The organism is Streptosporangium minutum, assembly GCF_002149035.1.
Taxonomy (GTDB): Bacteria; Actinomycetota; Actinomycetes; order Streptosporangiales; family Streptosporangiaceae; genus Streptosporangium; species Streptosporangium minutum.
Window position 1 is genome coordinate 23,531 of record NZ_NGFP01000062.1, and the last position, 12,999, is coordinate 36,529.

The 12,999-nt window shown below is 70.6% G+C and carries 10 protein-coding genes; 4 read left to right on the forward strand and 6 right to left on the reverse strand.

Annotated elements, in window-relative coordinates:
- Positions 1 to 4: 4 nt before the first annotated feature.
- On the reverse strand, positions 5 to 583 hold the full coding sequence (locus tag CA984_RS15770; RefSeq protein WP_086572750.1) for a YqgE/AlgH family protein: 579 nt from the start codon (positions 581 to 583) through the stop codon (positions 5 to 7).
- Positions 584 to 717: 134 nt separating this feature from the next.
- On the opposite strand from CA984_RS15770, the gene CA984_RS15775 reads away from it, so the two are divergent.
- The 3 genes from CA984_RS15775 (at position 718) to CA984_RS15785 (ending at position 5,765) form a co-directional block, all read left to right on the forward strand.
- Positions 718 to 957 carry a hypothetical protein gene (locus tag CA984_RS15775; protein ID WP_086572752.1) on the forward strand — a complete coding sequence of 80 codons (240 nt, stop codon included), beginning with the start codon at positions 718 to 720 and terminating at the stop codon, positions 955 to 957.
- 259 nt (positions 958 to 1,216) lie between these two features.
- Positions 1,217 to 2,182 (forward strand): LysR family transcriptional regulator, encoded by a 966-nt coding sequence (locus tag CA984_RS15780; protein ID WP_086572755.1) that lies wholly within the window; start codon positions 1,217 to 1,219, stop codon positions 2,180 to 2,182.
- A gap of 139 nt (positions 2,183 to 2,321) precedes the next feature.
- On the forward strand, positions 2,322 to 5,765 hold the full coding sequence (locus tag CA984_RS15785) for a M28 family peptidase (RefSeq protein ID WP_086572758.1): 3,444 nt from the start codon (positions 2,322 to 2,324) through the stop codon (positions 5,763 to 5,765).
- Between the two features lie 100 nt (positions 5,766 to 5,865).
- On the opposite strand, the gene CA984_RS15790 is transcribed toward CA984_RS15785, so the two are convergent.
- The 5 genes from CA984_RS15790 to CA984_RS15810 all read right to left on the reverse strand — a co-directional run bounded on the left by CA984_RS15790 (position 5,866) and on the right by CA984_RS15810 (position 11,432).
- Positions 5,866 to 7,278, reverse strand: coding sequence for an NAD-dependent malic enzyme (locus tag CA984_RS15790; protein WP_086572761.1), 1,413 nt, complete (start codon positions 7,276 to 7,278; stop codon positions 5,866 to 5,868).
- Between the two features lie 83 nt (positions 7,279 to 7,361).
- Positions 7,362 to 7,991 (reverse strand): cytidylate kinase-like family protein, encoded by a 630-nt coding sequence (locus tag CA984_RS15795; RefSeq protein ID WP_086572764.1) that lies wholly within the window; start codon positions 7,989 to 7,991, stop codon positions 7,362 to 7,364.
- A 49-nt stretch (positions 7,992 to 8,040) separates the two neighbouring features.
- The gene (locus CA984_RS15800; protein ID WP_086572768.1) at positions 8,041 to 8,973 is read right to left on the reverse strand and encodes a tetratricopeptide repeat protein; all 933 of its coding nucleotides are present in this window, start codon (positions 8,971 to 8,973) and stop codon (positions 8,041 to 8,043) included.
- Positions 8,974 to 9,019: 46 nt separating this feature from the next.
- Positions 9,020 to 10,687 (reverse strand): coenzyme B12-dependent isobutyryl-CoA mutase large subunit, encoded by a 1,668-nt coding sequence (gene icmA, locus CA984_RS15805; protein WP_086572771.1) that lies wholly within the window; start codon positions 10,685 to 10,687, stop codon positions 9,020 to 9,022.
- A gap of 211 nt (positions 10,688 to 10,898) precedes the next feature.
- Positions 10,899 to 11,432 carry a MarR family winged helix-turn-helix transcriptional regulator gene (locus tag CA984_RS15810; protein ID WP_086572774.1) on the reverse strand — a complete coding sequence of 178 codons (534 nt, stop codon included), beginning with the start codon at positions 11,430 to 11,432 and terminating at the stop codon, positions 10,899 to 10,901.
- A gap of 339 nt (positions 11,433 to 11,771) precedes the next feature.
- Between CA984_RS15810 and CA984_RS15820 the strand changes: the two genes are divergently transcribed.
- The coding region (locus tag CA984_RS15820) for a hypothetical protein (RefSeq protein WP_086572777.1) at positions 11,772 to 12,999 on the forward strand (1,228 nt) is incomplete at its 3' end.

The following is a 12,999-nucleotide window of genomic DNA, read 5'->3' on the forward strand; positions in this document are numbered from 1 at the left end:
CGGCTCAGTTCATCGAGGGGTCGTCGGGACAGGTCGCCACGTAGGCGAGCTCGCCCCGCTGGCGGCGGAGCACCGCGCGCCACAGCGATCCGGGGTCGTGGTAGAAGGTGTCGCCGGGCTCGGCGTCCACGACGTACCACGCGCCCTCGCCGATCTCGGTCTCCAGCTGCCCGGCGGTCCACCCGGCGTACCCCGCGAAGATCCGCATCTGGGCGATCTCCCCGGCGAGGATCTCCGGCGGGGCGTCGAGGTCGACGGTGCCGAGCCGGGACACCGCCGCGGTGCCCGCGTGCAGCCGCCGCCAGCCGAGGGGCTCCTGCCCGCTCGGGACCGCGGCCAGGGCCAGGGCGCTGTCGGTCTGCACGGGCCCGCCCTGGAACAGCACCGGCGGACCGGTCACCATGGCATCCCAGGTGGGCAGCACCTGCGTCACCGAGATGTCGCTGGGCCGGTTGAGCACCACGCCCAGAGTGCCGCCGTCGAGATCGTGCTCCAGGACCAGGACCACGCTGCGCCGGAAGTTGGGATCGTCGAGTTGCGGTGTCGCCACCAGCAGACCGCCGACGTAGATCGCCTCCGCCATACCTCCATCATGAGGGGTGGAACCCGCATCGCGCTGCTCCACCCCACTCTCAGATCTTCAAGATCTCACGACATGTTACCTAAAGCGTACATACGGGAACTCTAGGTAATAACAGTCGTTGATCGGGAGGTCCGATGGGGAGGACCGGCCACCTGTCCGCTCTGACGCCCGCGATGCCCCTCGCGGCGGTCCTCCCGCCCGACGGAGCGCCCACCGGCCTGATGGGCACGGCCGCCACAGCCGGCGGCCTGGTGCTGACCGGCGCCCTGCTGTGGTGGTACGGCACCGTCTGGCCGCGCCGGACCCTGCGGGGCCCGATCGACACCCGCCGCTCGCCGTACGGCCGCCGCCGCTATCCCGGCCTCAAGATCTAGACGCGCTCGCCGCGCTCGCCGGGGGCGGCGGCACGGGACGGGCGCCGCCCGCCGGCGGTTCCACGGGAGCGCCGCCCCGCCGGAACGCATGGACTATCGCCGGCGATCGGCGGCGGTCACCGGAAATGGAACGTTCCCCAACCCGGGCGACCGCCTATTCCTCCCAGGATCCGGTACGCCGCCGGAACGGGAAATGCCCAATTGACCGTTTATCGAATTGTACATTTATCTGCATTTTGATTTTTCCTATCATCCCCTCATGGACTTGGAAGTACGTCATCTTCGGGTCATCCATGCCATCGCCGAATACGGCAGCATCTCCAAGGCGGCCTCCTCCCTCGGGCTGTCGCAGCCGTCCCTGGCCGGGCAGTTGCAGCGGATCGAGCGCATGTTCGGAGGCCGCCTGTTCGAACGGGTCCACGAGGGCAGCCGCCCGACACCGCTGGGCCTGTGGCTCCTCGACCGCTCCGGGTCGCTGCTGCACGCCTTCGGCGCGCTGCAGCGCGACGCCCGCCATCGTGTCGAGCGGGGAGCCGTCAGGCCGGTGATCCGGGTGGGATGCGGCAACACCTCCATCGCGGGCCACGTCAGCAACTGCCTGTACGATCTGGCGCCCGGCGCCGACATCGCCATCCGGACCGAGGAGGGCATGGACGTCCTGCCCGCGCTCCTGGCGGCCGGACGGCTGGAGCTGGCCGTCCTGGGCGACTATCCGGGCTACGAGCTGGTCCCCCCGCCAGGCGTGGTGTACGAGGTCCCCGCCACCGAGCCGATCTTCGTGGGCGTCGCGGCGTCCCACCCCCTGGCCCGGTGCGAGGAGATCGAGCTGGCCGACCTCGCCGGGGAGGAGTGGGCGATGCCCACGCAGGTGGAGTTCGGCTACCGCGAGCACTTCTGGGCGGCCTGCAGGGAACGCGGTTTCGCGCCGCGCCTGTCCTTCTCCCTCAACGCGAACCTCGCCTACGACCTGATCAGGGCGGGCAGATGCGTGGCGATGTTCCAGGCGACCTTCCCGGGACGGGCCGGGATCGCCGTGCGCCCGCTGGTCGACACCCCCCTGGTCTTCCGCCACGTCGTCGGGTGGACCCAGTACGGCCCGCTGGCCGAGACGGCGGTCTCACTGGTGAGCAGCGTGATGCGGGCCTACTGGAGCGAGGCCCTGCAGGTGCCCGGGTACGCGGCCTGGATCAAACGGAACGGGCAGCCGCTCCCGTCCCCGGCGTGATCTCTCTATAGGGAGAACCTATGGAGAGCTGGAGGGTTCTGTAACAGGTATCGGTGATGCCACATTTTGGTCAGCCCTGGCCGGCCTCGGCTCCTTAGGTCCCTTCCCCCCAGGGGACTGGTGAGAGGAGTCACCCAGAGTGAGCACCAAAGTCAAGTTAGGCGCCGTCGCCGTACTGGCGGTCGCGGCCCTGGCCACCTCCACGCTGGCGAACACGGCGAACGCCGCCGCCACGGGACGAGCCGCCCCCTCGGACCCGGTGCCGGTGAAAGTCTCCGCGGAACGCGAACCCGCCTTCACCCCACCGGACGCGCAGAGCCGCAAGCGTGCGATCACCACCGCCGAACGCGCCCTGGCGACGGAGTCCGCGTCCCTGCGCAAGGCGTCCGGAGACAGCTTCACCCGCGACAAGGTCGTCGTGGGAACGCGCGGCGTCCAGTATCTCCACTACAGGCGCGACTACCGGGGACTGCCGGTCTACGGCGGTGACGTGATCGTCATGACCGACAGGTCCGGCGACAGGGTGGAGAGCCTCAGCTCCGGCCAGCGGGTCAAGCTGAACCTCGACACCAAGGCCACCGTCGGCGCGGAAGCCGCCTCGGCCACCGCCCGCCGCCAGCTCACCACCGTCGAGACCGCCGCCGCCCCCGTGCTCGTGGTGCACGCGGCCACCGACAGGCCCGCGCTGGCCTGGGAGGTCTCGCTCACCGGCCGCGACGCGCGGACCCCGAGCGTCCTGCACGTCTACGTCGACGCCACGACCGGCGCCGTCATCGACAAGGTGGAGGAGGTCAAGGCGGGCACCGGCAACAGCTTCTACAACGGCAACCCGGTGACCATCCAGACCTCCGGCTCCTACTCGATGACCGACACCACCCGGCCGGGTCTGCGCTGCGGCGGCCAGAACGGCTCGGCCTACACCGGCACCGACGACGCCTGGGGCAACGGCTCCGGCACCAACCTGGAGACCGCCTGCGTCGACGCGCTGTACGCAGCCCAGAAGGAATGGGACATGCTGCGCGACTGGCTGGGCCGCAGCGGCTTCAACGGCTCCGGCGGCGCCTTCCCCGCCCGTGTCGGCCTGGCGGACGTCAACGCCTACTGGAACGGCTCCTACACCAACTTCGGGCACAACCAGGCCAACAGCAAACAGGCCACCCCGATGGACGTGGTCGCCCACGAGTACGGCCACGCGATCTTCCAGTTCTCCGGGACGGGCGGGGCGGGCAGCGGCAACGAGGCCGGCGGCCTGAACGAGTCGACCGGTGACATCTTCGGCGCGCTGACCGAGCACTTCGTCAACCACCCGGCCAACCTGGACGAGCCGGACTATCTGGTCGGCGAGGAGGTCGACCTGGTCGGCCAGGGCCCGATCCGCAACATGTACAACCCGGGCGCGGTGGGCGACCCCAACTGCTACAGCTCCTCGATCCCCAACACCGAGGTGCACGCGGCGGCCGGACCGCAGAACCACTGGTTCTACCTGCTGGCCGAGGGCACCAACCCGGGCGGCGGCAAGCCCTCCAGCCCGGTCTGCTCCGGCCCGTCCAGCCTGACCGGCATCGGCATCCAGAAGGCCGGCCAGATCTTCATGGGCGGCCTGAACGCCAAGACCGTCCCATGGACGCACGCCAAGGCGCGCCTGCGGACCCTGGAGGCCGCCAAGGCGCTGTTCCCCGGCAGCTGCGTGGAGTTCAACGCGACCAAGGCCGCCTGGACCGCCGTCAGCGTCCCGGCGCAGAGCGGCGAGCCGACCTGCACCGCGACGGGCGACGACTACGCGATCACGGTGAGCCCGTCGTCGGGGTCGGTCCAGCCCGGCGGGGCGGCCACGGCGACGCTGAACACCTCCGTCGTCTCCGGCAGCGCGCAGACCGTGACCCTGTCGGCGGCCGGCGTCCCCTCGGGCGCCACGGTGAACTTCACCCCCGCCTCCGTCACGGCGGGCCAGAGCTCGACGGTGACGCTCGCCACCTCGGCGAGCACGCCACAGGGGACCTTCCCGATCACCCTGAACGCCAGCGCCCCCTCCGGCGCCAAGTCGGTGACCTACTCGCTGACCGTCGGCACCGGCAACCCGCCGACCGGGGCACCGGACATCCCGGTGGCCAACGTCACCGCGCACCTGAACCAACTGCAGTCCATCGCCTCCGGCAACGGCGGCAACCGGGCCTCGGCCACCTCCGGCTACACCGCCTCGCTGAACTACGTCAAGGGCAAGCTGGACGCGGCCGGCTACACCACGACGGTGCAGAACTTCACCTACAACGGCCAGACCCACTCCAACCTGATCGCCAACTGGCCGGCCGGGCCCAGCGGTCCGACGATCATGCTCGGCAGCCACCTGGACAGCGTCAGCTCCGGCCCCGGCATCAACGACAACGGCTCGGGCTCGGCGGCACTGCTGGAGGTCGCGCTGACACTGGCGAACCGCAACCCCACGCTGGACAAGCACGTCCGCTTCGCCTGGTGGGGCGCCGAGGAGCTGGGCCTGCGCGGCTCGCAGCACTACGTGTCGAACTCCGGTGTCTCCGGCATCGAGGCCTACCTCAACTTCGACATGATCGCCTCGCCCAACCCGGGCTACTTCGTCTACGACGACGACACCGCCCTGGAGAAGGTGTTCAAGGACTACTTCGCCACGCTCAACGTCCCGACCGAGATCGAGACCGCGGGTGACGGCCGCAGCGACCACGCTCCGTTCAAGAACGCGGGCGTCAGAGTGGGCGGCCTGTTCACCGGCGCCGAGACGGCCAAGACCTCGGCGCAGGCCGCCAAGTGGGGCGGCACCGCGGGCCAGGCCTTCGACCGCTGCTACCACTCCTCCTGCGACACCACCTCCAACATCAACAGCACCGCGCTGGACCGCAACAGCGACGCCGTCGCCAACGCGCTGTGGAAGCTGGCGGTGCGCCCCGGCCCGGCCGGCGACGACTACTCGATGGCGGTGAACCCGGCGTCCGGCACCGTCCAGGCGGGCCAGTCGGCCGACGCGACGTTGAGCACCACGGTCACCGGCGGCAACGCGCAGAGCGTGTCGCTGTCGGCCTCCGGCGCCCCCACCGGGACCACGGTGACATTCACCCCCTCGACCGTCACGGCCGGCCAGACGTCCGCGGTGCGGATCACGACCTCCGCCGCCACCCCGGCGGGCACCTACACCATCGCCCTCAACGGCACCGGGACCTCCGCCAACCGCTCGGCGATCTACACGCTGACGGTCGGCGGGACCGGCGGCGGCCGCACCTTCACCAACGACACGCCCTTCGAGATCAACGACGGCTACCAGGACTCCAGCGACATCCCGGTCACCCTCATCGGGTCCCCGAACGCCACGTTCACGGTCTCGGCCGACATCGACCACACCTGCTCGCAGGACCTGCGCCTGACCCTCGTCCGGCCGAACGGGACCTCACAGGTGCTGAAGTACGAGTCCTCCACCGCCTGCACGCCGTACACCGGGCCGGTGCGGTTCACGGTGAACAACCCCTCCCGCTTCGGCGACGGCACCTGGTCCCTTGTGGTCGGTGACTACTACCAGGGGGACACCGGCACCCTCAACGCCTGGAGCCTCACCTTCTAGCGGCCCCCTCCCCTACCGGATAGGCCGGCAGGACAGTAAGACAGCAGGACGGCCCGGACGCGTCGCGTCCGGGCCGTCCCGTGTCTCGCGTCTCGGGCCGTCAGGCCTCGGTCATGCCGCTGCGCGCCCGGCCGCCGGCCGACTCGCGTACGGCGGCCGCGACGGCGCCCGCCACGTCGGCGTGGAACACGCTGGGGATGATGTAGTTCGGGCCGAGCTCCTCGTCGGTGACCACGGCGGACAGCGCCCTGGCCGCCGCCAGCAGCATCTCCGGGGTGACCACGTTGGCCTGGGCGTCCAGCAGGCCACGGAAGACGCCGGGGAAGGCCAGCACGTTGTTGATCTGGTTCGGGTAGTCCGAGCGGCCGGTGGCGACCACGGCGGCGTGCTCGCGGGCGTCGTCCGGTGAGACCTCCGGCTCCGGGTTGGCCAGCGCGAAGACCACCGCGCCCTCGGCCATCGTGGCGATGTCGTCGCCGTTGAGGATGCCGGGGGCGGAGACGCCGATGAACACGTCGGCGCCCTTGACCGCGCCGCGCAGGTCACCGGAGTAACCGTCGGCGTTGGTGTGGTCGGCGATCCACCGGAGCGAGTCGTCCAGATCCTCACGTCCGCCGTGCACCGCGCCCAGGTAGTCGCAGACGATGACGTTGTGCGCGCCGGCCGCGAGCAGCAGCCGCAGCACGGCCGTACCGGCGGCGCCGGCGCCGGCGAGGGCGATGCGGACCTCGCTCAGGTCCTTGCCGACCACGCGCAGCGCGTTGGTGAGCGCGGCGAGCACGCAGATCGCGGTGCCGTGCTGGTCGTCGTGGAAGACCGGGATGTCCAGCAGCTCGCGCAGCCGCCGCTCCACCTCGAAGCAGCGCGGCGCCGAGATGTCCTCCAGGTTGATGCCGCCGAAGCCGGGGGCGATGACCTGGACGGTGCGGACGATCTCGTCGACGTCCTGGGTGTCCAGGCAGATCGGCCAGGCGTCGATGTCGGCGAACCGCTTGAACAGCGCGGCCTTGCCCTCCATGACGGGCAGCGCGGCGGCCGGGCCGATGTTGCCCAGGCCCAGTACGGCCGAGCCGTCGGTGACCACCGCGACGCTGTTGCGCTTGATGGTCAGGCGGCGGGCGTCCTCGGGGTTGCGGGCGATGGCCATGGAGACCCGGGCGACGCCCGGGGTGTAGGCCATGGACAGCTCGTCACGGTTGCGCAACGGCACCTTCGACTTCATCTCGATCTTGCCACCGAGATGCATGAGGAAGGTGCGGTCGGAGACCTTGTGGATGACGACGCCCTCGACGGCGTCGAGCTTGTCGACGATCGCCTGGGCATGGTCGGTGTCACGGGCGGCACAGGTTACGTCGATGCGCAGGGTCTCGTGTCCGGCGGTGGTCACGTCGAGTGCGGTGACCACACCTCCTGCGGACTCTACGGCGTGGGTGAGCTGGCTGACAGCTTTACCACCCGCCGGCACCTCCAGGCGCACGGTGATGGAGTACGACACACTCGGCACGGTGGCCACAGTCAATCCGCTCCTTTGCGACTGACTTGGTTGGGATGCCTCCCATGGTGCCACCACCGGACGGGTGTCCGGGCCGAGCCGGCTCAGCTCAGCGCTGTCGATGCGGTCACAATCAGCTCCACGCACGTGTCGATCGGGATGCTCGTGCTGTCCAGCACCAGGTGGTACAGGAGCGGGGAGGCCGGATCCACGCGGTAGAAGTGGCGGACGTAGGCGGCCCGCGCCCGGTCGTTGTCCTCCACGAGCCTGCGGGCCTGGCGCTCGGTCACCCCGGTCAGGGTAGCCGTCTGGAGCACCCGGCGCTTCGAGGGCGCGTCCAGCCGCACGTGCAGCGCGCCGGGGTGGTCGGCCAGGACCAGCGCCCCGGCCCTGCCGAGGATCACCCCGCCCTGGCCGCGCGCGGTCTGCCTGATCACCCTCTCGGTGTGGGCGACGAAGTCCTCGGCGGGCAGGGGCATGTTCCCCGGCAGGTACACGTCCACACCGCCGAAGGTGACCGTCGGGAGCCGCATGGCCTCCGCCAGCAGCCGGCCGAGCCCGTGCTCGGCCCGGTCGTCATGGGCGAGCGCCTCCTCCAGCGTGCAGCCGAGCTCGTCGGCCACCGCGCCGGGGATCGCCCGGTCCATGAAGGGAACCCCCAGGCGTCCGGCCACCGCCGGGCCGATCACACTGCCGGCGGTGCCGTACGTCGCGGAGATGGTGACGACCCGCATGCGTTGTTCATGCCCTCGAAGCGGGTCGTTCAGAGCAGGGAACCGTATTTCAGAACAGGGCGTTGGCCAGGTTCCGGCGAGCGCGCACGATCGACGGGTCGTCGCCGGGCAGGGTGTCGAAGAGGCCGATCAGGTGCACCCTCGCCTTGTCGCGCTCGTCGCCCGAGGTCCGGCGCACCACCCCGATGAGCCGGTCGAAGGCCTGGTCCACCTCGCCGGCGAGCATCTCGAAGTCGGCCGCCAGGAGCTGGGCGTCGATGTCGGCGGGGTCGGCCAGGCGGCTCTCCACCGCGGCCGGGTCGACGTCCTGGGTCCGCCGGATCAGGCCGAGACCGGCCAGGCCGAGCTTGGCGTCCTCGCTGTTCGGGGAACGGGCCAGCAGCCGCTCGTAGGCGGCCACGGCGCCGTCGAGGTCGCCGGCGTCGATGGCCTGCTCGGCGGCGAGCACGTCCGGATCGGCCGGGGGCTCCTCCGGCTGCCCCTCCGCCGGTGCGCCCGCGGCGTCCGGCGGCAGATACTGGGCCAGGGCCTCCATGAGCTGCGACAGCCACTCGCGTAGCTGCTGCTCGGTGGCGATGCCGGGGGCGACCGCCACCGGCTGGCCCTGGAAGATGGCGTACAGGGCGGGCACGTTCTGCACCCGGAGCGCCTGGGCGATCTGCGGGCTGGCCTCGACGTCCACGCGGGCCAGGACCCACCTGCCGGTGTTCTCGGCGGTGAGCTTCTCCAGCAGCAGGCTGTATTCCTTCGCCTGCTCCGCACGGGTCACCGTGAGCTCCAGCAGCACGAGGCTGTTCATGGAGCGTTCGACGACTTCCGTCGCGAAGTTGGCGTCATCGACGTAGACGACCTGCACCGGGGTGCCGCCGCTCTCCTGCGCCGCGGTCTCCCGCCGCGCCTGCGCGTCCAGCGCCTGCTTGCGCGCGCCGAGGTCCACGGCACCGTAGAGCGATCCGGGTCGAGTGAAGTCCGCTGGGCTCATACCTCCAATCCTGCCGTATCCCGATTACTGCACTGACTCGCCACCACTAGAAACGGGCCGGCTCGCTGTGGACGCCCCACTCTCCGCGGAGCGCGTCGCAGATCTCGCCGAGCGTGGCCTCGGCGCGGACGGCATCGAGCATGGGCGGAACCAGGTTGCCCTCACCCCTCGCGACCTGCACCATCGCGGCCAGTGCGCCGTCCACGGCCCCCTGGTCGCGCCCGGCCCGGCGAGCGGCCAGGACCCGGTTCTGCTCGCGTTCGACCTCGTGGCCGACTCGGAGGATCTCCAGCGGCTCGTCGACGGAGGCCGTGTGGCAGTTGACCCCGACGATCCGCTTCTCCCCCTTCTCCAGCTTGCGCTGGTAGTCGAAGGCGGCCTCGGCGATCTCGGACGTGAACCAGCCGTCCTCGATGCCGCGCAGGATCCCCGAGGTCATCGAGCCGTCCCGCCCCATGTCCCGGATCTTCGCGAAAATCGCCTCGGCCTCGGCTTCGAGCCGGTCCGTCAGCGCCTCCACGTACCAGGACCCGCCGAGCGGGTCGGCGACGTTGACGACCTCGGTCTCCTCCATGATCACCTGCTGGGTGCGCAGGGCGATCTCGGCGGCCTTCTCCGAGGGCAGCGCCAGGACCTCGTCCAGTGCGTTGGTGTGCAGCGAGTTGGTGCCGCCGAGCACGGCCGCRAGCGCCTCCACGGCGGTGCGCACCACGTTGTTGTGCGGCTGCTGCGCGGTCAGCGACACCCCCGCCGTCTGGGTGTGGAAGCGCAGCCACTGGGCCCTGTCGGTCCTGGCCCCGTAGACGTCGCGCAGCCACCGTGCCCAGATCCGCCGGGCGGCCCTGAACTTGGCGATCTCCTCGAAGAAGTCGATGTGCGCGTCGAAGAAGAACGACAGGCCGGGGGCGAAGACGTCGACGTCCAGCCCGCGCGACAGGCCGAGCTCCACGTAGCCGAACCCGTCGGCCAGGGTGAAGGCCAGCTCCTGCGCGGCCGTGGAGCCGGCTTCGCGGATGTGGTAGCCGGACACGCTGAGCGGCTTGTAGGCCGGGACGCCGGCGGCGCAGAACTCCATCAGGTCGCCGATCAGCCGCAGGTGCGGCTCGGGGGCGAACAGCCACTCCTTCTGCGCGATGTACTCCTTGAAGATGTCGGTCTGGAGCGTCCCGTTCAGCCTGCCGGCCGGCACTCCCTGCCGCTCGGCGGCGACGACGTACATGCAGAAGACCGGGACGGCCGGGCCGCTGATGGTCATCGAGGTGGTGATGTCGCCGAGCGGGATGCCGTCGAAGAGCAGGTCCATGTCCAGCGCGGAGTCGATCGCCACGCCGCAGTGGCCGACCTCGCCGAGCGAGCGCGGATCGTCGGAGTCGCGGCCCATCAGCGTCGGCATGTCGAAGGCCACGCTCAGGCCGCCGCCGCCCGCGCCGAGGATCATCTTGTATCGCTCGTTGGTCTGCCGGGCGTTGCCGAAACCGGCGAACTGCCGGATGGTCCACGTCCTGCCCCGGTAGCCGGTGGGGTGCAGGCCCCGGGTGAAGGGATACTCCCCCGGCCAGCCGATGCGCGCCATGCGCGGGTCGTCGCCGCCGGGCCCGTAGACCGGCTCCACGTCGAGCCCGGAGAGCGTTCTGAAATCGGATCCGCGCTTGGCGGCGCCGTCGAACCGCGCCTGCCAGCGCGACCGCCCCGCCTCGATCTCCTCGGCGTCCATGGCCAACCCCCTTGTACGGCTCGCGGCTCCTGCACGACTCGTGGCCCCGGACAAAATAGTAGGACGTCCTAGTAATTTTTGGCCAGAAGCGCCACGGGGATGTCCCCGCCAGGCCATGAGACGCGCGACCAGGGGCGGAGGGACCCGCTGCCCGGCCCCCTCCGTGGGCCTCCGAAAGCCTCCCGGCCCCCTCGGTCCTCGAAATCCCCCGTCAGTCCTCGAAATCCCCCGCGGCTACCCGCAAGGTCCTGAGCAGGCCGAACATCTGCTCCAGCTCCGCCTCGCCGTACATGGTCATGCCGAAATCGGCGCCCATCAGATCGGCGGTCGCCCGGCTCACGACCTCCCGGCCCCCGTCGGTGATCTCCGCCAGCACCCCGCGGCCGTCCCGGGGGTTGCGCATGCGGCGGACCAGCCCGGCCCGCTCCAGCCGGTCCACGGTGTTGGTCACGCTCGTGGGATGCACCATCAGACGCTCGCCGATCGTGGACAGCGGCAACGCCCCCGTCTTGCTGAAAGTCAGCAAAACCAACGCCTCGTACCGGGCAAAGGTCAAGTCATGCGGCTTGAGTAGCGTGTCCAGTTGCGAGAGCAGGATCTGGTGCGCTCTCATGATCGACGTGACGGCGGCCATGGCCGAGGAGGGCCCGAACTGAACGCGCCACGTCTCCGCGGCGCGCTCGATGGGGTCGAACGGCAGATTCAGCTGACCTGTAGCCACAGGGCTACGGTAGCGCGGCCTCATCCCGGTTCGCCCATATACGTAGAGTTACCGGATTGATGGCTTCACCAAGAACCTGGGCGCCAAACGTCACGCTCAGTTATGGTTCCCACATCGAATGGTGAGGGCGTGGCCAAATGGCCGCGCAGCCTCGCTCCGGCCTGCGGGGGATGCAGACCGGATCGGCGGCCGAGGGGACCGGCTACCGCATTCACGGCACGGGGGGTTTGATGAACGACAACTCAATGGCGTTCAGACGCCACACGGACTTCTGCTCAGCCGACACGGCGTGGATCCACTCCACGCGTGCCGGTGCGTGAGCACAGAGGCGTTTCACGCGAAGAACTCCAGCAGAGCGCGTTGGTGGCTGTCGCCGTCCTGCTCGTGCTCGGCGTGGTCGCGGCGTGGAGCGTCCTCATTCCCGGTGTCAGCGCGTGGGAGAACATCATCGTCGCGGTGATCGGCTCGCTCCGGCTCACCGGACCGGTGGCCGCGGCGTTCGCCGCCTGGGTGGCGGTGAGCAGGCGGCGCGGGACCGGCAGGCAGTCGCTGACCACCTGGCAGGCGGTCCGCGCGCCGCTGGCCATCCTGGTGGTGGTCGGAGGCGCATTCACCGCGACGCTGCTGGTCCTGGCGGTCAGGACCATGCTCACCGAGCAGGCGGGACGGCTGCTGCCCAGCGGCCTCGTGATGGGCGTGGCCGGGCTGGCGCTGTACGTCGCGATCGGCTGGGTGACCGGCTGGCTGCTGCCGTGGACGATCACACCGATGCTCGCCGGGCTCGGCTGTTACGGGCTGTTCGCCTGGATGGCGCAGGGGGCGACCTGGGCCGACCGGCTCATCCCCGCCACGCGGGAGCCGTACGACCCCTTCCGCGGGCTCAGCACCGCCGCCCTGACCGACCAGACGCTATGGCTGCTGGGCATCAGCGCCGCGCTGCTGCTCGGCTGGGCCGCGGTCGTGACCCGGCAGGCGCTCGTGCTGGCCGCCGCGCTGCTCGCGGTGCTGGCCGCCGGGACCGGGGTGGCCCGGCTGCTCACCGAGCCTCGGACGATCTCCGCCCAGCGGGTGGTCTACAGCTGCCAGGAATGGCCGATCATGGTCTGCGTGCACCCGGGGATGCGGACCGGGCTGCCCGAGCTCGGGTCCGCGTTCGTCAAGATCGCATCCCGGCTGGCGGGGACGCCCGGCGAGTTCTCCCGCCTTGAGCAGCACCCCCGGCGTGAGGACATCCCGCTCGCCCCCGGGGCGGTCCCGATCCACGTCGACGACCTGGCCGCCGGTTTCGCCGACGAGGCCGCCGAGGAGTTCGTCGAGAGCCTGGCCCAGGAATGCGACGGCACCCCGGCCGGGGGTTACCGCGACATCGTCGTCGCGTGGCTGCGCGGCAAGCCGCTGCCCAGCGGCCCGCTCCCCGAGCACCAGTACGCCGCCGCGTGGTTCTCCGGTCTCACCGACGCCCAGCGGAGGGACTGGCTACGGCTGTACTACTCCGACTTCGCCGGATGCCGGCTACAGAGCACTCACTTCGGCGGCCAGGTCGTCGACGTGGATCGGGACCGCCCCGGGGGCGAGCGGGATGTCCTCACGC

What these genes read in the sequence shown, in the direction of transcription:
- CA984_RS15795 (WP_086572764.1), bottom strand. Translation starts at nt 7,991, where the DNA reads ATGCGGGTCGTCACCATCTCCGCGACGTACGGCACCGCCGGCAGTGTG.
- CA984_RS15780 (WP_086572755.1), top strand. Translation starts at nt 1,217, where the DNA reads ATGGACTTGGAAGTACGTCATCTTCGGGTCATCCATGCCATCGCCGAA.
- CA984_RS15810 (WP_086572774.1), bottom strand. Translation starts at nt 11,432, where the DNA reads ATGAGGCCGCGCTACCGTAGCCCTGTGGCTACAGGTCAGCTGAATCTG.
- CA984_RS15770 (WP_086572750.1), bottom strand. Translation starts at nt 583, where the DNA reads ATGGCGGAGGCGATCTACGTCGGCGGTCTGCTGGTGGCGACACCGCAA.
- CA984_RS15800 (WP_086572768.1), bottom strand. Translation starts at nt 8,973, where the DNA reads ATGAGCCCAGCGGACTTCACTCGACCCGGATCGCTCTACGGTGCCGTG.
- CA984_RS15775 (WP_086572752.1), top strand. Translation starts at nt 718, where the DNA reads ATGGGGAGGACCGGCCACCTGTCCGCTCTGACGCCCGCGATGCCCCTC.